The sequence below is a fragment of the Streptomyces sp. NPDC007205 genome, from assembly GCF_040634095.1.
Classification (GTDB): domain Bacteria; phylum Actinomycetota; class Actinomycetes; order Streptomycetales; family Streptomycetaceae; genus Streptomyces.
On record NZ_JBEYEW010000003.1, the window covers coordinates 110,553 to 131,744 of the forward strand.

General features: G+C 73.1%; 19 protein-coding genes and 1 pseudogene. 13 read left to right on the forward strand and 7 right to left on the reverse strand.

The window, feature by feature from the left end:
- The first annotated feature begins 21 nt into the window (after positions 1-21).
- From ABZ624_RS06885 to ABZ624_RS06900, 4 genes are all read left to right on the forward strand, one after another.
- The gene (locus ABZ624_RS06885) at positions 22-2,310 is read left to right on the forward strand and encodes a cytochrome P450 (RefSeq protein WP_360083401.1); all 2,289 of its coding nucleotides are present in this window, start codon (positions 22-24) and stop codon (positions 2,308-2,310) included.
- A 39-nt stretch (positions 2,311-2,349) separates the two neighbouring features.
- Positions 2,350-3,432, forward strand: a complete 1,083-nt coding sequence (locus tag ABZ624_RS06890; RefSeq protein ID WP_360083403.1) for a winged helix DNA-binding domain-containing protein — start codon at positions 2,350-2,352, stop codon at positions 3,430-3,432.
- 270 nt (positions 3,433-3,702) lie between these two features.
- Entirely contained in the window at positions 3,703-4,467 is a 765-nt protein-coding gene (locus ABZ624_RS06895) for an SDR family oxidoreductase (RefSeq protein WP_360083405.1), read from the forward strand.
- A 78-nt stretch (positions 4,468-4,545) separates the two neighbouring features.
- On the forward strand, positions 4,546-5,778 hold the full coding sequence (locus tag ABZ624_RS06900; RefSeq protein ID WP_360083407.1) for a cytochrome P450: 1,233 nt from the start codon (positions 4,546-4,548) through the stop codon (positions 5,776-5,778).
- Between the two features lie 76 nt (positions 5,779-5,854).
- Here the strand turns inward: ABZ624_RS06900 and ABZ624_RS06905 are convergent, their stop codons facing one another.
- Complete coding sequence (locus tag ABZ624_RS06905) at positions 5,855-7,282, reverse strand: alpha/beta fold hydrolase (RefSeq protein WP_360083409.1); 1,428 nt, start codon at positions 7,280-7,282, stop codon at positions 5,855-5,857.
- A 94-nt stretch (positions 7,283-7,376) separates the two neighbouring features.
- Positions 7,377-8,819, reverse strand: coding sequence for an MFS transporter (locus ABZ624_RS06910; RefSeq protein WP_360083411.1), 1,443 nt, complete (start codon positions 8,817-8,819; stop codon positions 7,377-7,379).
- A 209-nt stretch (positions 8,820-9,028) separates the two neighbouring features.
- Between ABZ624_RS06910 and ABZ624_RS06915 the strand changes: the two genes are divergently transcribed.
- The 5 genes from ABZ624_RS06915 (at position 9,029) to ABZ624_RS06935 (ending at position 12,742) form a co-directional block, all read left to right on the forward strand.
- Complete coding sequence (locus tag ABZ624_RS06915) at positions 9,029-9,352, forward strand: 2Fe-2S iron-sulfur cluster-binding protein (RefSeq protein WP_360083413.1); 324 nt, start codon at positions 9,029-9,031, stop codon at positions 9,350-9,352.
- Positions 9,352-10,611 carry an FAD-dependent oxidoreductase gene (locus ABZ624_RS06920; protein WP_360083415.1) on the forward strand — a complete coding sequence of 420 codons (1,260 nt, stop codon included), beginning with the start codon at positions 9,352-9,354 and terminating at the stop codon, positions 10,609-10,611. The genes ABZ624_RS06915 and ABZ624_RS06920 overlap by 1 nt, the downstream gene beginning before the upstream one ends.
- Positions 10,612-10,679: 68 nt before the next feature.
- Positions 10,680-11,219, forward strand: a complete 540-nt coding sequence (locus ABZ624_RS06925) for a hypothetical protein (protein ID WP_360083417.1) — start codon at positions 10,680-10,682, stop codon at positions 11,217-11,219.
- Positions 11,220-11,286: 67 nt separating this feature from the next.
- The gene (locus ABZ624_RS06930; protein ID WP_360083419.1) at positions 11,287-11,808 is read left to right on the forward strand and encodes a hypothetical protein; all 522 of its coding nucleotides are present in this window, start codon (positions 11,287-11,289) and stop codon (positions 11,806-11,808) included.
- 151 nt (positions 11,809-11,959) lie between these two features.
- Positions 11,960-12,742 carry a VOC family protein gene (locus ABZ624_RS06935; RefSeq protein WP_360083421.1) on the forward strand — a complete coding sequence of 261 codons (783 nt, stop codon included), beginning with the start codon at positions 11,960-11,962 and terminating at the stop codon, positions 12,740-12,742.
- Positions 12,743-12,825: 83 nt separating this feature from the next.
- Here the strand turns inward: ABZ624_RS06935 and ABZ624_RS06940 are convergent, their stop codons facing one another.
- From ABZ624_RS06940 to ABZ624_RS06950, 3 genes are all read right to left on the reverse strand, one after another.
- A complete protein-coding gene (locus ABZ624_RS06940; protein WP_360083423.1) occupies positions 12,826-14,046 on the reverse strand; it encodes a cytochrome P450 in 1,221 nt (406 codons plus the stop codon).
- Positions 14,047-14,164: 118 nt separating this feature from the next.
- On the reverse strand, positions 14,165-15,289 hold the full coding sequence (locus ABZ624_RS06945; RefSeq protein WP_360083425.1) for a hydrolase: 1,125 nt from the start codon (positions 15,287-15,289) through the stop codon (positions 14,165-14,167).
- Positions 15,290-15,319: 30 nt separating this feature from the next.
- Positions 15,320-15,805 (reverse strand): SRPBCC family protein, encoded by a 486-nt coding sequence (locus ABZ624_RS06950; protein WP_360083427.1) that lies wholly within the window; start codon positions 15,803-15,805, stop codon positions 15,320-15,322.
- Between the two features lie 247 nt (positions 15,806-16,052).
- On the opposite strand from ABZ624_RS06950, the gene ABZ624_RS06955 reads away from it, so the two are divergent.
- The 3 genes from ABZ624_RS06955 to ABZ624_RS06965 are packed head-to-tail and all read left to right on the forward strand — an operon-like array spanning position 16,053 to position 18,361.
- Complete coding sequence (locus ABZ624_RS06955) at positions 16,053-16,838, forward strand: SDR family NAD(P)-dependent oxidoreductase (protein ID WP_360083429.1); 786 nt, start codon at positions 16,053-16,055, stop codon at positions 16,836-16,838.
- 48 nt (positions 16,839-16,886) lie between these two features.
- A complete protein-coding gene (locus tag ABZ624_RS06960; protein WP_360083431.1) occupies positions 16,887-17,447 on the forward strand; it encodes a flavin reductase family protein in 561 nt (186 codons plus the stop codon).
- Positions 17,444-18,361, forward strand: coding sequence for an MBL fold metallo-hydrolase (locus tag ABZ624_RS06965; protein WP_360083433.1), 918 nt, complete (start codon positions 17,444-17,446; stop codon positions 18,359-18,361). Before ABZ624_RS06960 ends, ABZ624_RS06965 begins: the two co-directional genes overlap by 4 nt.
- Positions 18,362-18,439: 78 nt before the next feature.
- Here the strand turns inward: ABZ624_RS06965 and ABZ624_RS06970 are convergent, their stop codons facing one another.
- A complete protein-coding gene (locus ABZ624_RS06970) occupies positions 18,440-18,904 on the reverse strand; it encodes a nuclear transport factor 2 family protein (RefSeq protein WP_360083435.1) in 465 nt (154 codons plus the stop codon).
- 238 nt (positions 18,905-19,142) lie between these two features.
- Here ABZ624_RS06970 and ABZ624_RS06975 point away from each other — a divergent pair.
- Positions 19,143-19,892, forward strand: a pseudogene (locus ABZ624_RS06975) (slipin family protein); the annotation flags it as partial.
- Here the strand turns inward: ABZ624_RS06975 and ABZ624_RS06980 are convergent.
- A complete protein-coding gene (locus tag ABZ624_RS06980; protein WP_360083437.1) occupies positions 19,849-21,135 on the reverse strand; it encodes an MFS transporter in 1,287 nt (428 codons plus the stop codon). The pseudogene ABZ624_RS06975 and the gene ABZ624_RS06980 sit on opposite strands and share 44 nt — an antisense overlap.
- Positions 21,136-21,192: the final 57 nt, after the last annotated feature.

Here is a 21,192-nt window from a genome sequence, read left to right on the forward strand (position 1 = left end):
TTCCCCCGAGGAGTCATCATCGTGCCCGACGTGCACTCCACCGAGGAGCTGCCCCTCTTCCCGTTCCCGGGGTCGAGTTACCGGGGGCCCGCGCCGCTGTTCGCGCGGCTGCGGGGGGAGCGGCCGGTCGTGCGGGTGGCCTGGCAGGGCGGTGGTCACGCGTGGCTGGTCACCCGGTACGCGGACATCAAGGCCGCCCTCGAAGATCCCCGGCTGAGCCGGGCAGCCGCCTACGCCCCCGGGGCCCCGGCCTTCAGCGGGCTCTTCCAGGCACCGCCCGGAATGATCATCTCGGTCGATCCGCCGGACCACACCCGGCTGCGTGCCCTGGCCGAGCAGGCCTTCTCGGCGGAGCGGATCGAGGCCATGCGCCCCCGTGTACGGGAGCTGGCGGGCCGGCTGCTGGACTCCGTGGAACGCGAGGCGAGGACGACCGGCGGCCCCGTGGACCTAGTCGCGTCCTTCGCGGCCCCGCTCGCGATGACGGTGATCTGCGAACTGCTCGGCGTACCCGAGGCGGACCGTAACCGGTTCCATGCCTGGGTACGCCGGTTCGCCGATGTGTCGGCACCCCCCGAGCACAGCGCGGAGGGCGGGAAGAAGCTGGGCGAGTACATCGCAGGGCTGGTGGCCGCCAAGCGGCAGACCCCCGGCAACGACGTACTGTCCGCGCTCATCGCCGCACGGACCGACCATGCCGCGCCCGCGGACGACAGACTCTCCTTCGACGAGCTGGTAGCCCTCGGCTTCACCCTCCTCGGCGCCGGCTTCGACTCGTCCGCGGGCCAGATCGCCAACTTCACCCTGGCCCTGCTGGCCGACCACCCCGACGCCTGGCGACACCTCGGCGAGCACCCCGAGGACGTTCCGCCCGCCGTGGAGGAACTGCTGCGCACGGTCAACCTGAACGGCAACGACACCTCCGGACTGCCGAGAATCGCCACCGAGGACGTGGTGGTCGGCGGCGTCACCGTCCCGGCCGGCGACGCGGTCTTCCTCGCCTTCCCCTCGGGCAACCGGGACGCGGCGGTGTTCGACCGGCCCGACCAGGTCGACCTGCGGCGCACGGGGCCCGGCCATCTGGCGTTCGGCCACGGCATCCACCGCTGTCTCGGCGCCCCGCTGGCCCGACTCGAACTGGCCGTCGCCATCGAGGAGTTGACGCGCCGGTTTCCCGGCGCCCGGCTCGCCGTGCCGGAACAGGAGCTGTGCTGGCGACTGGGCGACGTGAACCACAACCTGCTGGCCCTTCCCATGAACCTGCACCCCCAGGGAGCCCCCATGACCACCGAGCACGAGCACCTGCCCGCGACGAGCCGCGAGATCCGGCTCGCCGCCTATCCCGAAGGACCCGTCACCCTGGAGCACTTCGAGCCCGGCGAGTCGCCGCTCGGCGAGCCCGGCGACGGCCAGGTCGTCGTGCGCAACGACTGGATGACGCTGGGCTCGGTCGCCCGGGACCAGATGAACCCGGACACGAAACTGCCGATCCCGGTGTTCCAGCCGGGCGTGGCCATGTGGGGCCGTACGGTGGGCACGGTGGTCAGGTCCAACAGCCCCCTGCTCGCCGTCGGCGATCTCGTCGAGCACTTCAACGGGTGGCGCGAGTACGCCGTCGGCACCGCCCACGAGTTCTTCAAGCGGGACCGCTCGCTGCTGCCGGGGCCGGAGTACTTCCTCTCCCAGGGCCCGACCGCCTGGCACGGCATGGTCGGCACCGCCGAGGTCGGTGAGGGCGATGTGGTGTTCGTGTCCGGCGCCACCAACGGGGTCGGCGCGCTGGCCGGGCAGATCGCCAGGCTGAAGGGCGCGGCCCGGGTCATCGGCAGCACCGGTTCCAAGGAGAAGACCGACTTCCTGGTGGACGAGCTGGGCTTCGACGCCGCGTTCGACTACCACGACGGCCCGGTGGCCGAGCGGCTGGCGGAGCTGGCCCCGGACGGGCTGAACGTGGTCTTCGACAACGTCGGCGGCGAGCAGTTCGAGGCGGCGGTCCAGGTCGCGGCGCCGGGCGCCCGGTTCGCGCTGTGCGGCGCGCTGTCCGGGCAGCACGGTGCGGACGACGGCGGCCGGCCCCGGCTCGCGCTGATGTCGGCCATCACCAAGTCGCTGACGCTGCGCGGCTTCGCGACGCTGCACACGCCGGACCAGATCGAGGAGTGGAACGCCCAGTTCGGCGCCTGGCTGCGGGAGGGGCGGATCGTCTTCCCGCACACTGTCGTGGAGGGCGGGGTGGCCGCGCTGCCCGAGACCTTCGTGGCGCTGCTGGACCGCAGGTACACCGGCACCGTCGTGGTGAAGCTGTCCTGATCGGGGCCCCGGTGGCGGGGAGAGAGAGGCGGAGGCGGGATGACCGTACTGGACCGGCGCGCGCTGAACCGGGCGCTGCTGGCACGGCAGTTGCTGCTCGAACGGCGGCCGGGGTCCGCCTCCGCCGTCCTGGAGCATCTGGTCGGCATGCAGGCGCAGGCGCCCGACCCGCCGTACATCGGCCTGTGGACCCGGCTGGCCGGCTTCGCCGCCGAGGAACTCGCGGAGCTGATCCGCGGGCGCGAGGCCGTGCGTGTCGCGCTGATGCGCGGCACCATCCACCTGGTCACGGCACGGGACTGCCTGGCCCTGCGGCCGGTGCTGCAGAGTGCCCTGGACCGGCAGCTGACCAGCACCTTCGGCCGCCAGCTGGAGGGCCTGGACCTCGACGAGGTCACCGCCTGCGGACGCAAGCTGTCCGATGCCGAGCGGCTCACGCTGGGCGGCCTCGGCGCGCAGCTCGCCGAACGCTGGCCGCAGTACGAGCCGTTCGCCCTGGCCAACGTCATCCGTGCCCGCGTGCCGCTGGTGCAGCTGCCGCCGCGCGGACTGTGGGGCGAGAGCGGGCAGGCCGTGCACGGTACGGCCGAGACCTGGCTGGGCCGGCCCCTGGGCACCGACACCTCGCCGGACACCCTGGTGCGGCGGTATCTGGCGGCCTTCGGGCCGGCCACCGTCAAGGACATCCAGGCCTGGTCCGGGATGACCCGGATCGGCGCGGTCGTCAAGCGGCTGCGGCCCGGACTGCGGGTCTTCCAGGACGAGAACGGGGCCGACCTGTACGACGTCCCCGACGCGCCGCTGCCCGATCCCTCGACGCCGGTACCGGTGCGGTTCCTGCCGGAGTTCGACAACATCCTGCTCGGCCACGCCGACCGCAGCCGCATCCTCACCGAGGAGCAGCGGCGTCTGGTCTTCACCCGCAACGGGCTGATCAGGTCGACGGTGCTCGTGGACGGTTTCGTACGGGCGCTGTGGCGGATCGAGGACGGTGCCCTGGTCGTCGAGCCGCTGGGGCGTGCCCTCGCCCGCCGCGACCGCACGGCCGTGGAGCGCGAGGGCCGTGCTCTGCTGGCCTTCACGGCACCGGGCCTCACGAACCCGGAGATCCGCTGGATCTGAGCCCACAGGCCCGGCCCGCCTCCGCAACAGGCGGCGGCGCCGGCCGGTCTGCGCAGCACCGGACCGTGCGGCCCGCGACCGCCGCCGGCCGTGATGGCCGCGGCTCCCGCCACGGCCGTCACGCCACCGGACCGCACGCCCGGGAGAACCGCCGGGCGTGAGGCCGCGCCCGCCCCGTGACCGGCGGCGTCTGCTCTCCCCGGGCTCGACCGCCGCCCAAGACGCACCCGCTGTACTGGCCCCCTCGGACCGAACCAGAGAGGGACCGCCATGCCGGACCAGCCCTTTGCGGAGCAGACCGTCGTCGTCACGGGAGGCGGCACCGGTATCGGCCGTGCCGCCGCGCTGTCGTTCGCGGAACTCGGCGCACGCACCGTGATCATCACCGGGCGGCGCAAGGAACGGCTCGCCGAGGTCGCCGCGCTGCACGACGCGATCGTGCCGGTGGGCGCGGACGTGACGACCGAGGCCGGCGCCCAGGCCGTCGCGGACGCGGTGGGCGAGCGGGGCGGCGTGCTGGACGTGCTGGTGCACAACGCGGGGATCTTCCGCTTCAGCCCGCTGGCGGCGCTGGACGCGGCCACCGCCCGGGACGTCGTCGAGACCAACGTCCTCGGCCCGCTGCTGCTCACCGGCCACCTGCTGCCCCAGCTGCGCTCCCCCGGCGGCCAGATCGTCCTGGTCTCCAGCCGGGGCGGCCACAACCCGGGCCCGGACAGCTCCGTGTACTCGGCGAGCAAGGCGGCCGTGCACAGCTTCACCCGGAGCTGGGCCGCCGAACTGGCCCCGCGCGGCATCCGGGTCAACGCCGTCGCCCCGGGCTTCGTACGCACCGACGCCTACGCGGCCAACGGCCTCGGCCCCGAGCAGGTCGAGGGCCTGTTCGCGGGTGTCGCCGCCACCGTCCCGCTGGGCCGGATCGGCGAGCCCGAGGACGTCGCCCAGTGGATCACCCGCCTCGCGGACCGGGCGAACGAGCTGGTCACCGGCCAGATCATCACGGTCGACGGCGGTCTGGACATCGCCGCCCGGTAGGGCCCCGCGGCGGGCCCGGACAGCTCCCGGGCGCCCCCCAGGCATTCACTCCTTCCGATCCTCCCGAAAGGACCCACCGTGACCACCAGTGCCACCGAGGCGGACGCATCGGCACAGGCCGCCGAGCCCAAGACGTTCCCGTACGCGCGCACCTGCCCGTTCACCCCGCCCGCCGAGTACACGGAGATGATCGGCAAGGACGTATCGCAGGTCACCCTGACCGGATCGGGTCTGCGCATATGGACGGTGACGGGCTACCAGACCATCAAGACGCTGCTCACCGATCCGCGGGTCAGCGCCTCCCGCAGGCACGCCAACTTCCCGTTCTACTTCATCGCCCCGCCGGAGTACCGCACGGAGACGTCGTTCATCGGCTACGACGGCAAGGAGCACAGCTCCACGCGGCGCAAGGCGGCGCTGACCTTCACCAACCGGCAGGTGCAGCGGCTGCGTCCGCGCGTCGAGGAGATCGTCGACGACCACCTCGACAAGCTCCTCGCCCTGCAGCCCCCGGCGGACTTCCACCGCGTGTTCTCGCTCGCCGTGCCCATGACGGTGATCTGCGAACTGCTCGGCATCCCGCAGGACCAGCACGACTTCTTCATCAAGCACGGCACGGCCCTGCTCGGCGGGCACAGCAGCACCGAGGAGCGGCAGGCCGCGATCGTCGAGGTCAACGCCTACATCCGGGAACTGATCCAGCTCAAGCGGCGCGAGCCGGGCGAAGACCTGCTGAGCCGGGCCATGGCCGACTACGCGGAGTCCGGCGAGGAGTACACCGACCGGGACCTGTTCAACATGGTGCGGCTGCTGATGAACGGCGGCCACGAGACCACCGCCAGCCAGATCTCGCTGGGCACGGCCTGTCTGCTGGAGAACCCCGACCAGCTGGAGCTGCTGCTGAACGACCCGTCGCTGGTGAAGCCGGCCGTCGAGGAGCTGGTGCGCTACGCGACCATCGGCGACACGGCCGTACCGCGCGTCGCGCTGGAGGACATCGAGATCGGCGGCCAGGTCATCCGCAAGGGCGACGGCATCCTCTGCCTGGGGCTCGCCGCCAACCGCGACCCGGAGGTCTTCCCCGAGCCGGAGAAGCTCGACATCACCCGGGGCAGCCGCAAGCACCTGGGCTTCGGGCACGGCGTGCACCACTGCATCGGCGCGGACCTGGCCCGCCTTGAGCTGGAGATCGTGTGGAGCAAGCTGTTCCAGCGCGTTCCGACGCTGAAGCTGGCCAAGCCGTTCCTGGAGATCCCGCGCAAGGAGGGCGCCGTCATCTACGGCCTGTGGGAGCTGCCCGTCGTGTGGTGAGGCCCGTCCCAGGACGGCCAGGGGCCCGGTACCGCTTCGGTACCGGGCCCCTCGCTCATGCCTGTCGATGCCGGCGTCAGGCCGGGTCGGCGGCGATGTCCGGGCGCGGGGTGCGGCCCGGGCAGGTGGCGCGGGGGGCCGGCAGCTCGCCGAAGACCAGGTAGCGGTGGACGACCGCGTCGACGTACGGGTTGCCGCCGAGCACGTACACCTCGTGCTCTCCGGAGTCCTCGACGGTGAGCAGATGGTGGCCGAGGCGTTCCGCCATCGCCACGCCGCCCGCGTAGTGGTCCATCGGGTCGCCGTCGGCCTGCACCACCAGGCCCACCGGGTAGCCGTCGCGGACCGGCACGACCGGGGGCTCGGCGGGCTGGAAGGCGCGGAAGGCGCCCACCCAGGGCTGGGCGCGCAGCACGCCGTAGCCGTACGGGTAGCGCTCCCGGAACTTCCGCATGTCCTGGTAGTAGACCTCCAGGTCGGCGGGCCAGGCGTGCTCCAGCGTGATGGCCTCCAGGACGCCGCAGCGCAGCGAGCCCTCGCTGTCGTCGGGGCGCCAGGTGCCCTGCTCCTGCAGCAGCCGCCGGCAGGCCTCGGCGTCGCCCGCAGCGGCGGCCTTGTCCAGCTCGCCGACCAGCGTGCCGAGTTCGGCCCACCGGCCGCGGTCGGCCGCGCGGTTGCCGACGGCGCCGTCGAACAGGGTGCGCAGGTGCGGGCCCTGACCGAGGCCGTCGAGGCGTACGACGACGTCCTCGACGCGGGTGAACACCTTCTCCGGTGCGTCGCCCAGGCCGAAGTGCAGATGGCGTGCGGCCGTCCACTCGGCCCACCGCTCGACGTTGCGCCGCACCGCGTCGCCCTGCCACAGGAACTGCTCGCGCCAGGTCCAGTCGGGGTGCACGGACGAGTCGAGGACGCTGCGGTCGAGGCGGGCGGGGAACAGCGTGCCGTACACGGCTCCGACGTACGCCCCGTAGGCGTATCCGACGAAGTTGATCTTCTCCTCGCCGAGCACGCCGCGGATCACGTCCATGTCGCGGGCGGTGTTGGGGGTGCTGATGTGGCGGCGCAGCTCGCCGCCCGCGCGGGCGCAGGCCTCCTCGCGCAGCCGCATGTCCTCGGCGAGCTGCCCGAACAGCGTGTCGGGCGGACGGGAGTCGAACGGGGCCCTGGGAACGGTCACCTCGGCGAGCAGGCTGGTGGACGCGCCGGTGCCGCGCGGGTCGAACCCGATCAGGTCGTACACCTCGTGCAGCGGCGTACCCGCGTACTCGTCGGGCAGCCGGCGGCCGGCGCCCCAGTCGCCGCCGGGGCCTCCGTTGACCCCGAGGAGGATGCCCCGGCGCCGCGTCGGCGCTGTCGCGCGGCGGCGGCTGAGGGCGATCTCGATCCGTTCGCCGCCCGGGTCCGCGTAGTCGCGCGGCACCTGGATCGTCGCGTGTTCGAGCAGCTCGTCGTCGGGGTCCGGCGACCACTGCGGTCGCTGGGCGTAGAAGTCGGTGAGCACCGCGAACCTCCGTTCTGGTCAGGAGGTTCAGCGTCCCGTCAGTGGCTCGAGACGCTCTGGACGGCTGCTCGCTCCCCGCGGCGGAGCCGCGTGTCTACACAGCCCTGCGCCCCGGCACCGCCAGCGCGGCGAGGAGGCCGAGGGCCGCGAAGACGGCGGCGCCGGTCAGCGCGAGGCCGTAGCCGGAGGCGAGGGCGTGGGGGGAGGGCGCCGGGCCGGGGGACGACGCCTCGTCGATGCGGTGGGCCGACAGCGCGGCCAGCGTCACCAGACCGAGGGCACTGCCGAGTTGGCGCGTGCTGTTGAGCAGCCCGGAGCCCAGGCCGGCCTGGTGGGCGGGCAGGCCGGCGGTGGCGGCGTTCGTCGTCGCGTTGAGCACCGCGCCCATGCCGAAGCCGAGCAGCAGCACGGGGCCCAGGAGGTCCGTGACGTAGGCCGCGTCCGCGTCCGCCTGCGCCAGCCACAGCAGGCCGAGGCAGGACAGCGACAGCCCGGCCAGCAGCACGGGCCGCGGCCCGGTGCGCGGGACGAGCCCGGAGACACCCCAGCCGCCGAGGGCGATGCCCACCGACAGCGGCAGGTAGCTCAGGCCGGTGCGTACGGGGCTGTAGCCGAGGACCTGCTGCAGCAGCAGCGTGAAGAAGTAGAAGGTGCTGAACAGTGCCGCGACGCCGAAGAAGGCGACCAGGTTGGCGGCGGCCACCGAGCGGATCCGGAAGACGTCGAGCGGCACCAGCGGATGCCGGGCGAACCGTGCCTGGATCAGCACGAACAGCACGAGCAGCGCGGTCCCGCCGACGAGCGGGGCGAGGACGGCCGCCGACGTCCAGCCGTAGGTGTCCGCCTCGGCGACCGCGCAGACCACCGCCATCAGACCGAGCGTGACGGTGACGGCACCGGGAACGTCGAGGCGGGGGCGCGGCCCGTCGCGGCGCGGCCCGCGCGGCACGACCCAGTGGACGGCCGCGCACAGGACCAGCCCGATGGGCACGTTGACCAGCAGGGTCCAGCGCCAGGACAGCCACTCGGTGATCGCCCCGCCGGCCAGCACCCCGACCGCCCCCGCCGCCCCGGACACCCCGCTCCACCAGCCGAAGGCCTTCGCCCGTGCCTCCGGCCGGGTGAACGTCGTACCGAGCACGGTCAGCGTGGCGGGCGCCATGACGGCGGCGCCCAGGCCCTGGAAGGCGCGGGCCAGGATCAGGGTCGCGGGGCTGTGCGCCACCCCGCCGACGGCGCTGGCGAGCGTGAACAGGCCGACACCGGCGAGGAAGATCCTGCGCTGCCCGAACAGGTCGGCGAGTCTGCCGCCGAGCAGCAGGAAGCCGCACACGACGACGGTGTAGGCGTTGTTGACCAGCTGCAGGTGGTGCCGGTCGAAGTGCAGGTCCCCGGCGATGGCGGGCAGTGCCACGTTGACCACCGAGGCGTCGAGCACGTTCATGAACTGGCCCAGGCAGCAGGCGGCGAGGACGAGCCCGAGCCGCGGCCCGGTGCGGACGGGCGTCGCGGCGGGGCGCACGGTCGAAGCGGTCATGCGGGCACGCTGCGCCCGGACGGTCGACGGCCGATCGCGGCCGGGTCGAGCCGTACGGATCCGGCCATCCGCCTGAGGAGCGCTCAAGGGCGTCTCAAGACCGGGCGCCCACAGTCCCCCTCCGTACGTGAGCGGGGCGGATCCGCTGCCGCCGCAGACCGGATCCCGTACCGCCGCAGGGCCGGACGACATTCCCCGAGGAGAGCGCCATGGCCAAGATCACCTATCTGCATCCGAACGGCACCGCCACCGTCGTCGACGTCCAGGCACCCAACACGGTCATGCGCGGCGCGAAGCTCAACAACATCGACGGCATCGAGGCGCAGTGCGGCGGCTCCGCGCAGTGCGGCACCTGCCACGTCTACGTGGACGAGGACACCACCGTGCCGCTGCCGGCGATGGACTCCGTCGAGGACGACGTGCTGTACGGCACGGCCTGCCCCCGCCGGGAGAACAGCCGGCTCAGCTGCCAGCTTCCGGTCACCGAGGAGCTCGACGGGCTCGTGGTGCAGCTGCCCGAGGCGCAGAGCTGATGGCCGCCCGGGGGGTCGTCGTCATCGGCGCCGGACAGGGCGGCCTGGACACGGCGGCCGCGCTGCGCGCCAAGGGCTACGGCGGACCGGTCACCCTGGTCGGCGAGGAGCCGGTGCCGCCGTACCAGCGGCCGCCGCTGTCCAAGGGCTTCCTCACCGGCGCCACCGGCCACGACGAACTGACGCTGCGCACCGAGTCGTTCTTCACCGCCCAGGACATCGCCCTGGTCTGCGGAGACCGTGCGGAGCGCATCGACGTGGACGTGCAGCGGGTCCGGCTGGCCTCGGGCGGCACGCTCCGCTACGACAAGCTGGTCCTCGCCACCGGTTCCCGGCCACGCACCCTGCCCGTGCCCGGCATGGACCTGTCCGGTGTGCTGACGCTGCGCACGCTCGCCGACGCGGAGGCGCTGCGCGGTCTGCTCTCCGGGCCGCCCCGGCAGGTCGTCGTGCTCGGCGCCGGGTTCGTCGGACTGGAGACGGCCGCCACCGCACGCGGCCTGGGTCACGACGTCACGGTGGTGGAGGCGCAGCGCCGCGTCCTCGCCCGCGCGCTCACCCCGCAGATGTCCGCCTGGCTGGCCGGCCGGCACGGGCGACAGGGAGTACGGCTGCTGCTCGGCGCGGAGGTCACGGCCCTGCACGGAACGCCCGCGGGCGAGGTCGCGGGGGTGCAGCTGCTGGACGGCCGGCGGCTGCCCGCGGACCTTGTGATCGTCGGTGTCGGCGCGCTGCCCGAGACCCGGCTCGCCGCCGAGGCCGGGCTCCTCGTCGGTGACGGCGTCATCGTCGACCAGTGGCTGCGCACGGACGACCGGTCCGTGTACGCGATCGGCGACTGCGCCCGTTTCCCCAGCGCCCGGCAAGGGCGCCACATTCGCCTGGAGTCGGTGCAGAACGCGTCGGACCAGGCCCGGTGCGTGGCCGCCGCGATCTGCGGCGAGTCCGCCCCGTACACCGCGGTCCCCTGGTTCTGGTCCGAGCAGTACGCGCTGCGGCTGCAGATGGCCGGACTGACCGCGGGGCACGACGAGACGGTGACCGTCGGCGATCCCGACGGGGCCCGCTTCTCCGTGCTCGGTTTCCGCCAGGGCCGGCTGACCGGCGTCGAGTCGGTCGGCAGGCCCGCGGACCACGCCATCGCCCGCCGCCTGCTGGCGTCGGGCACCGGTCCCTCCCCCGCCGAGGCCCGCACCCCGGGTTTCGACCTCAAGTCCTTCGTCATCAAGCCGACTTCACCGGCCCCGGCCCACGCATGACCCCGTCCACCGACCAGACGGACCGGAGCACCAGCAACCGGCACCAGCACGAGAGAGGCTGTCCCCACATGTCCGAGACCAGACCGACCGTAGCCGCCCGTACCCGCCGCACCCCGAGATCCCGCCGCACCCTGCTGGCGTCGCTGACCGTGTCCGCCGCGATCGCCGGGGCGCTGACCCTGTCGGCGGCGCCCAGTGGCGCGGCTCCCGGCACCGACTCCCTGGTCGGCACCTGGGACCTCACGGTGTCCGTCACCACGCCGGACGGCGGCGCGGCGGTCACCACGCCGCGCTTCGTGTTCGCCCCGGACCACCGGCTGTCGGCGGAGGGCCCGAAGGACAGCGACGGCGTGCCCGCCTACGTCGCCCACGGCTTCTGGAACGAGGACGACCGCGGCGACATCGCGATGTACATCAACCACAACGGCCGTCCGGACGGCGCCTACCTCGGTGCCGTGCAGGCCGAGCACATCGGGCACCTCAGCCGTCACGGCACCCGTTTCAGCACCCACGCCTACGCGTTCACCACCCAGCAGGACGGCACCACGCAGGGCCCGATCTCGGTCAGCGCACAGGCCGTCAAGGTGTCCGACGCCACCACCCAGTGACCCACGCCGCGCGGGCCGGCGCGGCTGACCCGGGTCAGACTCCGCCCCACGTCGAGAGGTTCCCCCCATGTCTGACACCCGCACGACCGCTCCTGTGCGGCCCCGCCGCGCCACCCTGCGAGCCCTCGGCCTGTGGCTCGTCCTGGTGGCCGCGGTACTCACCGGGGCCGCCTCCACCGCGTCCGCCGACGAGGGCTCCCCGGCGGTGTCCCCGGTGGGCACCTGGACCACCGCCGTCACCATCGGCACCGGGCCGGACGCGGTGACCTCGACCTCGCACTTCACCTTCGCCGCCGACCACACACTGACCACGGACGGCGCGCCCGGCCCGGACGGCAAGCCCCAGTACCCGGGCACCGGGTACTGGACGGCGCGGCCCGACGGTTCGTTCGCGTTCTCCATCACGCACGGCGGGCCCGACGTGGCCGACGGCGGCGGCACCTACCCGGGCACCGTGTACGCGGTCCACCAGGGCCGGGTCTGCGGCGACACCTTCACCACGACCGCCGTCGCGTTCACCGTCGTCGAGAAGACCGGTGCCCGCCTCGGCCCCATCACGGTCAGCGCGCGCGGCACCCGGACGCCCTGACCCCCGCGCCCCCACCGCGCCCACGGCCCGCGCCCGGCTCCTTCCCCTCGAGCCGGGCGCGGGCCGTTCTCGTCCGCCGCTCCACCGGACTCCCCTAGCGTGCGTCATGACCACGCCTGTGTACCCCCCGCTGCAACGAAATGAGGCAGACATGACCGCATTCGCCGCCGGATCCCCGTGCTGGGTCGACGTCAGCGTCCCCGACCTGGACGCCGCGCGACGCTTCTACGGGGCGCTCCTCGGCTGGACCTTCGAGCCGGGTGACGAGCGGTTCGGCTTCTACACGCCGGCGCTGAAGGACGGCGGGAACGTCGCCGCCCTCGCGGCCGCGCAGGGCGGTGCCCCCGCCGCCTGGAACCTGTACTTCGCCACCCCGGACGCACAGGACCTGGCCCGGCGCATCGGGGAGGCCGGCGGCAAGGTCGTGGTGGAGCCGACCGCGATCGGCGACGCCGGGACCCTGCTGGTGGCGACCGACCCGGGCGGGGCGCACTTCGGCGCCTGGCAGCCGGGCACGCGTGCGGGGTTCGACGTCCAGGGGGTGCCCGGCTCGTTCTTCTGGCCGGAGATCTACACCCGGGACAAGGCCGCCGTCGACCCGTTCTACGAGACCGTGTTCGGCTTCACCGGCCAGCAGATCTCCGAGGGCCCCTTCGACTTCAAGCTGTGGTTCCAGCAGGGCAACCCGCAGCCGGTCGCCGGGCGCCTGCAGATGGGCGAGTTCATCCCGGCCGAGGTCCCCGCGCACGCCCTCGTCTACTTCTCGGTGGCCGACACCGACGAGACGGTGGCGAAGGTGCTGGAGCTCGGCGGCAGCGTGAGCCGTGAGCCGTCGGACAGCCCGTTCGGGCGCTCCGCCCTCGTCGCCGACGACCAGGGCGCGCGGTTCGCGGTGATGGGCCCGGTCAAGGACGCCGGCGCCGCCGCGAGCTGACCGCCGTAGCCGGAGAGCCGGTCCCGGGACCCCTGGCGGGTTCCGGGACCGGCTCTTGTGTGCTGTCCGCGGGGCGGCTGCGCTCAGTCCCCCCAGACCACCGGCAGGCTGGTCAGCGTGTGGTTGATCTCGCCCACGTGCCACGGCAGTTCGGACTCCGGCACTGCCAGACGCAGGTCGGGGAAGCGGGACACCAGGCCCTCGATGGCGATCACCAGCTCCATGCGGCCCAGGTGCTTGCCCAGGCAGTAGTGCAGGCCGTGGCCGAAGGAGATGTGCGGGTTGTGCGCGCGGGCCAGGTCGAGCCGGTCCGGGTCGGTGAAGACGGCCTCGTCCCGGTTGGCGGAGGCCAGGGCGAGCAGCACCGCGTCGCCCTTGCGGATGGTCACGCCGCCGACCTCGATGTCCTCGGCCGCGATCCGCGGGAACCCGGAGGTGTCGGTGGCGAACAGGTTGACGTGCCGCAGGAGTTCCTCGACGGCCACCGGGATCCGGGAGTGGTCCTCGCGCAGCCAGTCCCACTTGTCGCGGGCGTCCACCAGCAGCGCGAGCACGGAGTTGGCGAGCTGGTTGGCGGTGGTGTCGAAGCCCGCGCCGATGAGCGTGAAACCGAAGGTGACCAGCTCCTGCTCGCTGAGCCGGTCGTCGTTGTCGCGGGCGGCGATCAGCTCGGAGAGCATGTCGTCGGTGGGGTTGGCCCGCTTCTCGGCGATGAGGCCGACGATGTACTCGCTGAGCTTGGCGAGCCCGTCGAGGGACTCCTTGCCGCCGGCCCGCTCGTCGACGGTGGCGAAGGCACGGGCCCATTTCTCGAAGGTCCGCAGGTCCTCGGCGGGTACGCCGAGCAGCTCACCGATGACGGTCAGCGGCAGCGGCACCGCGAACTCCTGCACCAGGTCGGCGGTGCCGCCGCGGGCCTGGATGGCGTCGAGCAGTTCGTCGCAGACCTTCTGCACGTTGTCCCGCATGCGCTCGATCCGGCGCATCGTGAAGGCTCCGGCCACCAGCTTGCGCAGCCGGGAGTGCTCGGGCGAGTCGAGCGAGATGATCATCTCCGGGGTGGTGTGCATGGTGCCGCCGATCCGGGGGGCGCCCTCGCCGCAGGCCATGGCCCGGCTCAGCCGGGGATCGGCGGACAGCTCCCGCACGTCCTGGTAGCGGGTCACCAGCCAGGCGTCCACCCCGCCCGTGGTGCGCACCTTGACCACCGGCCGGGTCTGGCGCAGCTCCGCGTAACGCGGTGCCGGTCCCCGGTACGACGAACCGGGCAGGGGGTACACATCGGATTCCTGAAGGGCAGTCACCGTGACTCCTTCGCTGTAGCCGCCAAGGTCTCCACCACCGTAGGAACCGGTGATGGAGACCAAGTCGGCTGGAACTGGAGCCGGTCCGGTGCCGGGTGCCCCCAGGCGTCCGGCGTCCTCAGGCGTCGGCGGGGCCGAGCAGCACCGTGGAGTAGGTCCTGCGGGCCGCGGTGTCGTACTGCAGGGCGACATGGCTGGTGGCCGAGGTGACGTCCCGCCATATCCGCTGCAGGGCGTGCGTCTCGCCGAGGCCGCCGGTGCCGGTGGCGCGGACCAGCAACTCCAGGGCTTCCTGGAGGAGTTCGGCGGAGAAGGTGGCATTGCGCTCGTTGCGTGCCATCAGCTCGGGCGTGAAGGCGCGGGTGTCGAGGACGTCGGCGTTCTGCTCGACGAGGTGCCGGGCCGCGTCGATGCGCCCGGAGGCCCGTACCAGCTTGGTCTCGGCGGTGACGGTGCGCTTGCGCCCGGTCAGCAGCCCGCCTGCCGCCCGCAGCGCACCGGCGGCGGCGCCCACCACGGGCGCGATGAAGGTCAGCCCGCCGACGGCCTGGAACGGCACGTTGTGGGCCGGCACGTCGGAGGTGGCGTTGCGTCCGCTGAGCATGTCGGCACGGGCGAACGACAGATGGTCCGGTACGAGGACGTCGTCCACGACGACCGTGTGGCTGCCGGTGGCCCGCATCCCCACGCTGTCCCAGGTCCGTTCGACGCTGAACGCGTCCTGGGGCAGCGCGAAGAACCGCAGTTCCGCCGGCCCGTCACCGTCCGGCGGGGCCACCGCCGCGCACAGCAGCGCCCAGTCGGCGAAGTCGATGCCGCTGACGTACGCCCAGCGGCCGGCGAGCCGCCAGCCGCCGTCGGCCGGCCGGGCCCGCCCCGCCGGCATGAGCCCCGTGGCGATGACCGTGTCCGGGCTCTCGCCCCACAGCGCCCGGTGCCCCTCGGCGGGCAGGTGGGCGGCGAACCGCGCCGAGTACGCGGCCAGCGACGCGCACCACGCGGTGGCCGCACAGCCCTCGCCGACGGTGAGGACCGCACGGGTCAGCTCACCGAACGTGCCCTCGCTGCCACCCCACCGCCCGGCCACGAAGTGCCGGGCGAACCCGGCCTCGGTCAGTGCCCCGGTGACCGCCGGGGCGAGCGCGCGCCGCCGGTCCGCCTCGGGGGCGTGCTCGGCCGCGAGCAGCGCCAGCTTGTCGGCGGCGGGCAGCAGTCCTGTTGCGTTGTCGGAGTCGTGTCCCATCCCTGTGACCTCCTGTCGTGACGAGACCGGTCAGACGCCGCGCGCGACGGCCTGCGCGAAGCGCTCCAGGGTCTCCCCCGGGCTGGGGCCGTCCAGGGCGCGGAAGATCCGCTCGGCGCCCTCGCCGTGCCGGTGCAGCTTGACGTGTGCGAGCGACACCCTGGTGTGCGTGGCGTCGACGGGCTCGAAGTCGACCTCGATCTCACTGGCCCGCTCGTCGTCCGGGATGGACTGCCAGTTGCCGTCGATGCGCCAGGTCATGACGAGCCGGCGGCCCGGCTCCCACTCCAGGACCCGGCCCCAGGCGATCTCGGTGCCCTCCACGTCCCACTCGTAGTACCGGCCGCCCACACCCGGGTCGAAGGCGAGCCCGGCCCGCTCCTTCTTGACCAGCACATGGGAGGGCGGCCACCACTCGGCGGGGTGCTCGGTGAACACCCGGAAGCAGTCCGCTGCGCCGGCCTCGACGGTCACCGACTTGCGCACATCGGGGATGGTTTGTGTCTTTTCGGGCACGGGTCCTCCTCGTCAGGGGCTGCACAGGTTCGCTCACGCTGGCGTGTGGGGCTCGATATGCGCCGGACCGCCGGTGGTGCCGCGATGGGTCGTCTTTCGGCTGCGGCGCCGTCGTGGCCGGTCGCGCAGTTCCCCGCGCCCCTTTCGGGGCGCGGCCCGCACCCGCTCCGGCCAGAGGCAAGCCGCGTCCTAGGCCCCCCGGTCACGGTCGTCCCGTTCCCGGCCCACGACCTCTTGGGAGAGCACGATGACAGAAGCGGGACGACGGGTTGCCTTCGTCACCGGCGCGACCAGCGGGATCGGGCTGGCCGTGACCGAGCTGCTGGCCCGGCAGGGGGCGGCGGTGTTCGGGGTGGCGCGCGCCGAGGAAAGCGTCAGCGCGATGGTGAAGCGGCTGCGCGAGGAGGGCCTGGAGGTCTCCGGCGCGGTCTGCGACGTCACCTCCAGCGAGCAGGTGAAGGCCGCCGTGGAGGCGGCGGTGGCCGCGTACGGGCGGATCGACATCCTCGTCAACAACGCGGGCCGGGGCGGCGGCGGCGTCACCGCCGAGCTGCCGGACGCCCTGTGGCTCGACGTGATCGACACCAACCTCAACGGCACGTTCCGGGTGACCCGCGAGGTGCTGAGCACCGGGCGGATGCGGGACGGCGACTGGGGCCGCGTCATCAACATCGCCTCCACCGGCGGCAAACAGGGCGTCGAGCTGGCCGCGCCCTACTCGGCCTCGAAACACGGCGTCGTGGGCTTCACCAAGGCCGTGGGCAAGGAGCTGGCGAAGACCGGCATCACGGTGAACGCGGTGTGCCCCGGCTATGTCGAGACGCCGATGGCACAGCGGGTCCGGCAGGGCTACGCCGACCACTACGGCGTGAGCGAGCGGGACATGCTCGCGAAGTTCAACGCGAAGATCCCGCTGGGCCGTTACTCCACGCCCGAGGAGGTGGCGGGCCTGGTCGGCTATCTCGCCTCGGACACCGCCGCCTCCATCACCGCCCAGGCGCTCAACGTCTGCGGCGGCCTGGGCAACTACTGATTCCCTCCGACCGCCGCCGACCCCGCTACGAGAGACGGAGCCTGACCGATGACCGACACCGGTGGCACGCTGCTCGCCGAACCCACCACCGACGTCGCCGCCTTCCGGGCCGCGATGGGCCGCTTCCCCACCGGGGTCACCCTGCTCACGCGGGGCAGCGGCGACGACACGATCGTCATGACCCTGAACAGTCTGACCTCGGTGTCCCTCGATCCGATGCTGCTGCTGGTATCGGTCAAGGCGGACGGCCGGATGCGTCCGCACATCGTGCGCGGCGGGGGCTTCGCCGTGAACGTGCTCGGCGAGCCGCAGCGCGACCTCGCCCAGGAGTTCTGCCGTCCGGACCGCCCGGCGGGCCGGGCCGCGATGGCGCGTCTCGGCGCGGTCGAGGGGGTGCTCGGTCACGCCGTGGTCCCCTCGGCCGAGGCGTACTTCGAGTGCGAGCTGTACGACGAGCACGAGGCCGGCGACCACGTCCTGCTCATCGGCCGGGTGGTGACCGTGCACAACCGGCCCGGTGAGGCGCAGCCGCTCGTCTTCCACCGCGGCGCGTACGCGCACCTCGCCGCTGCCGCGCCGGCCGCGGTGGACCGGGGCAGGGCGGCATGAGCGCTCCGGTCCAGGCGCCGCCGTCACTGGAGCGGGTGGCGGAGGGGGTGTACGCGTATGTGCAGCCCGGTGGCGGATGGTGCGTGAACAACGCGGGCCTGGTGGTCGGCGAGGACCGCGCGGTCCTCGTCGACACGGCGGCCACCGAGGCCCGTACCCGGCGGCTGCGCGAGGCCGTCGAGCGGGTCGTGCCCGGCGGGGTGGACTTCGTGGTCAACACCCACTTCCACGGCGACCACACCTTCGGCAACGGCCAGTTCACGCCCCGGGCGCTGGTCGTCGCGCATGCCGGGACCCGGGCGGACAGCGCGGAGGCGGGTCTGCACCTGCGCGGACTGTGGCCGCAGGTGGAGTGGGGCGAGACGCCGCTCACCCTGCCCTCGCTCACCTTCGAGGACACGCTGACGCTGCACACGGGCGGCCTGCGGGCCGAACTGCTCCATGTGGGCCCCGCGCACACCGCGAACGACGTGGTGGTGTGGGTCCCCGAGCGGGCGGTGCTGTTCACCGGCGACGTCGTGTGGTCGGGTGTCACCCCGTACGTCCTGATGGGCTCGGTCAGCGGTTCGCTGGAGGCTCTGCGGCGGCTGCGCGCGCTGGGCCCGCGCACCGTGGTCCCGGGGCACGGACCGGTCGGCGGCCCGGAGCTGCTGGACTTCACGGAGGCGTATCTGCGGCTGCTGGAGGGCCTGGCCGCGGACGGCCTGCGCGACGGCCTGACCCCGCTCCAGGCCGCGGAGCGCGCCGGCCTCGGCGAGTTCGCCGATCTGGTCGACGCCGAGCGTCTGGTGGGCAATCTGCACCGCGCCTACGCCGAACAGCAGGGCCTGGCCCCGGGCGCCCGGCTCGACGTCGTGGCGTCCTTCAAGGAGATGGTCGCCTTCCACGGCGGCCTGCCCGCCTGCCACGCCTGAGCCACCGGGCAGCACAACGGGGATGCGCCGGACGGTGTACGACCGCCCGGCGCATCCCCGTTCGTCGTCCTCCCGGGCTCAGCCGGCGTGCACGGGCGGCTCCACCGGGGTGTCACGGTGGATCACCCGGCGCCGGGTGTAGAGGACTCCGCCCCGGCGCACCAGCTCGTCCTCGACCGTGAAGGTCGGCTCGAAGACGACGTTGCCCTCGCGGTCGGTCTGGGTGACGAGCGAGTAGTACGACACGTGCAGGGTGTCCGCGTCGGCCGGGTCCGGCTCGATCAGCACGTGGTCGAACCAGTGCCGTACCGCGATGTCGCGGTAGCGGGGCAGCGCGGCCCGCATCCCCGCGAGCATCTCCTCCCGCCCGCGCTGCACGGCCCCGCCCGCGTGCACGACCTCCCCGTCCTCGGTGAACGTGGCGGCGAACCCCTCGATGTCCAGCGCGTCGACCCGGCGCATCTGCCATGCGTAGAACGTCCGGACCTCGGCATAGACCTCCCCGGAGACCTGCGCATACGTCTTCCTGACCGCCTGGGACACGGCGTCTCCCCTCAGTGACAACGGCCACCCGGCTCCGGCGGCCCGACTACCCCCACGCTGCCCGCTCCCGCTCCAGGCCCACTGGAGGCCCGGTCAGCCGGGCGACAGGCCCGCCGCGTGCGGCGCCCGGCTTTCTTTACGTTTCCCTGACGCCCCGGCCGCATCCGCCGACCCCCGCCACGGTGTCCTCCCCGTTGTCCTGTACCGGACGGAAAACGCGTCGGAGATGGGAGTGCCGATGGAAGGCACCGTCGTCGCAGTGGTCGTCATAGTGCTGCTCCTGCTGCTCGTGCTGAAGAGCGGGATGCGGGTCGTCAACCAGGTGGAGCGCGGGGTGGTGTTCCGCTGGGGCAAGGCGCTGCCGGAGCACCGGCAGCCCGGCATCACCTTCCTGATCCCGTTCGCCGACCGGATGCGCAAGGTGAACACTCAGGTCGTGACCATGCCCGTGCCCACGCAGGAGGGCATCACCAGGGACAACGTGTCGGTGAAGGTCGACGCCGTCGTCTACTTCCGGGTGACCGACCCGGTGCGCGCGGCCATCGAGGTCCAGGACTACGTCTTCGCCGTCGGCCAGGTCGCCCAGTCCTCGCTGCGCTCCATCATCGGCAAGAGCGACCTCGACGACCTCCTCTCCGACCGGGAGCGGCTGCACGAGGGACTGGCCCTGATGATCGACAGCCCGGCCGCCGGCTGGGGCGTCCACATCGACCGCGTCGAGATCAAGGACGTCCAGCTGCCGGAGTCGCTGAAGCGGTCCATGTCCCGTCAGGCCGAGGCCGAGCGGGAGCGGCGGGCCCGGGTCATCACCGCCGACGGCGAGTTCCAGGCGGCCCAGCAGCTCGCCAACGCCTCCAGGATCATGTCCGACACCCCCGAGGCCATGCAGCTGCGCCTGCTCCAGACCGTCGTGGAGGTGGCAGCCGAGAAGAACTCGACCCTCGTCATGCCCTTCCCGGTCGAGCTTCTCCGCTACTTCGACCGGGCCGTCCAGAAGATCGACGCCGACCTGGGCGTGCCCCGGCAGGCTCCTGCCCCTGCCCGTGCCCCTGCCCCTGCACCTGCACCGGCTCCGGAGAGCGACGGCCGGCCGTAGCCAGCGCGAGCGTGACGCACACCGAGCCCGCCGCCATCACCGTCATCCCCGCGGCGGGCGAGGTGACCTGCGCCACCGCCCCGGCCAGCGCCGCGCTCACCCCCTGGAAGGTCAGCATCCCCGCCGAGTGCAATCCGAGGGCCTGACCGGCGAGTCCGCCCGGGGTGAGCTCCATCAGCCGTTCCTGCTGGACCAGACTCGCACCGAACCCGGCGGAGGCGACCGCCACGCACACCATCGCCACGGGCAGCGGCGGATACGCCCAGAACACCAGGTACGGCGTGGCGAGCAGCAGCAGAAGCGGGGTCGCCAGCCGGCGCCGTACGGCGGGCGGCAGCAGTCGGCCGACCGTCACGTCCCCGGCGAACATCCCGAACGCACCGCAGGCGAACAGCGTGCCGGCGGCGTGCGGCGCGTACGACACGTACAGCGACTCGCAGCCGACGACCATTCCGTTGGGCAGCCACAGGCCCAGGTAGGTGAGACGGCGTGCACGGGACGACCACAGCAGGGCGTTGGTGCGCCAGGTGGCCGAGGCGGAGGGACGGCCCGTGGCCCGGGGCGGACGCGCGGTCAGCCCGAGCCGCAGCACCAGCGCGGCCGTGAGATAGAGGGCCGCCGCCAGCAGCAGACACACGCGCGGGGAGAGCGCGGCGAGCAAAGCACCCCCGGTGGCGAACCCGGCGATCTGCATGAGCCCGCTCATCATGTTGAACAGCGAACGCCCCGGCAGATAGCTGTCCCTGCCGAGCACCTCGTTCAGCAGCCCCCAGCGGACCCCGCCGCCGAGCGAGGCCACGAGCCCCAGCGCCAGCACGACACCGAAGACCGCGCCGACCGGCAGTCCGGGCAGCGCCTGCGCCGCCGTCCCGGCCGCGAAGACCAGCGCGACCGCGCCGAGCGCCGTACGCGGGGGCAGCCGGTCGGCGCCGGACAGCAGAAAGGTGGCGCCGAGCACCTGGGCGAGCGAGGGACCGAACATGCTCACCGCCGACAACAGCGGCGAGCCGGTCGCCCGGTACACGAGCGTGGCCAGGGCCAGCCCGCCGACGGTCTGCGCGGCGGTCTGCGCGGCCGAGCCGAGGAAGAGCGGGCCGAACTCCGGGGTACGGAACAGCGATCGGTAACTGGGCATGCCCCGGAGTCTCGGGCGGCACGCACACCACCGTTATTGTTTCGCGGCAGCGCGAAA

What these genes read in the sequence shown, in the direction of transcription:
- ABZ624_RS06890 (WP_360083403.1), top strand. Translation starts at nt 2,350, where the DNA reads ATGACCGTACTGGACCGGCGCGCGCTGAACCGGGCGCTGCTGGCACGG.
- ABZ624_RS06895 (WP_360083405.1), top strand. Translation starts at nt 3,703, where the DNA reads ATGCCGGACCAGCCCTTTGCGGAGCAGACCGTCGTCGTCACGGGAGGC.
- ABZ624_RS06910 (WP_360083411.1), bottom strand. Translation starts at nt 8,819, where the DNA reads ATGACCGCTTCGACCGTGCGCCCCGCCGCGACGCCCGTCCGCACCGGG.
- ABZ624_RS06915 (WP_360083413.1), top strand. Translation starts at nt 9,029, where the DNA reads ATGGCCAAGATCACCTATCTGCATCCGAACGGCACCGCCACCGTCGTC.
- ABZ624_RS06920 (WP_360083415.1), top strand. Translation starts at nt 9,352, where the DNA reads ATGGCCGCCCGGGGGGTCGTCGTCATCGGCGCCGGACAGGGCGGCCTG.
- ABZ624_RS06925 (WP_360083417.1), top strand. Translation starts at nt 10,680, where the DNA reads ATGTCCGAGACCAGACCGACCGTAGCCGCCCGTACCCGCCGCACCCCG.
- ABZ624_RS06930 (WP_360083419.1), top strand. Translation starts at nt 11,287, where the DNA reads ATGTCTGACACCCGCACGACCGCTCCTGTGCGGCCCCGCCGCGCCACC.
- ABZ624_RS06935 (WP_360083421.1), top strand. Translation starts at nt 11,960, where the DNA reads ATGACCGCATTCGCCGCCGGATCCCCGTGCTGGGTCGACGTCAGCGTC.
- ABZ624_RS06945 (WP_360083425.1), bottom strand. Translation starts at nt 15,289, where the DNA reads ATGGGACACGACTCCGACAACGCAACAGGACTGCTGCCCGCCGCCGAC.
- ABZ624_RS06955 (WP_360083429.1), top strand. Translation starts at nt 16,053, where the DNA reads ATGACAGAAGCGGGACGACGGGTTGCCTTCGTCACCGGCGCGACCAGC.
- ABZ624_RS06960 (WP_360083431.1), top strand. Translation starts at nt 16,887, where the DNA reads ATGACCGACACCGGTGGCACGCTGCTCGCCGAACCCACCACCGACGTC.
- ABZ624_RS06965 (WP_360083433.1), top strand. Translation starts at nt 17,444, where the DNA reads ATGAGCGCTCCGGTCCAGGCGCCGCCGTCACTGGAGCGGGTGGCGGAG.
- ABZ624_RS06980 (WP_360083437.1), bottom strand. Translation starts at nt 21,135, where the DNA reads ATGCCCAGTTACCGATCGCTGTTCCGTACCCCGGAGTTCGGCCCGCTC.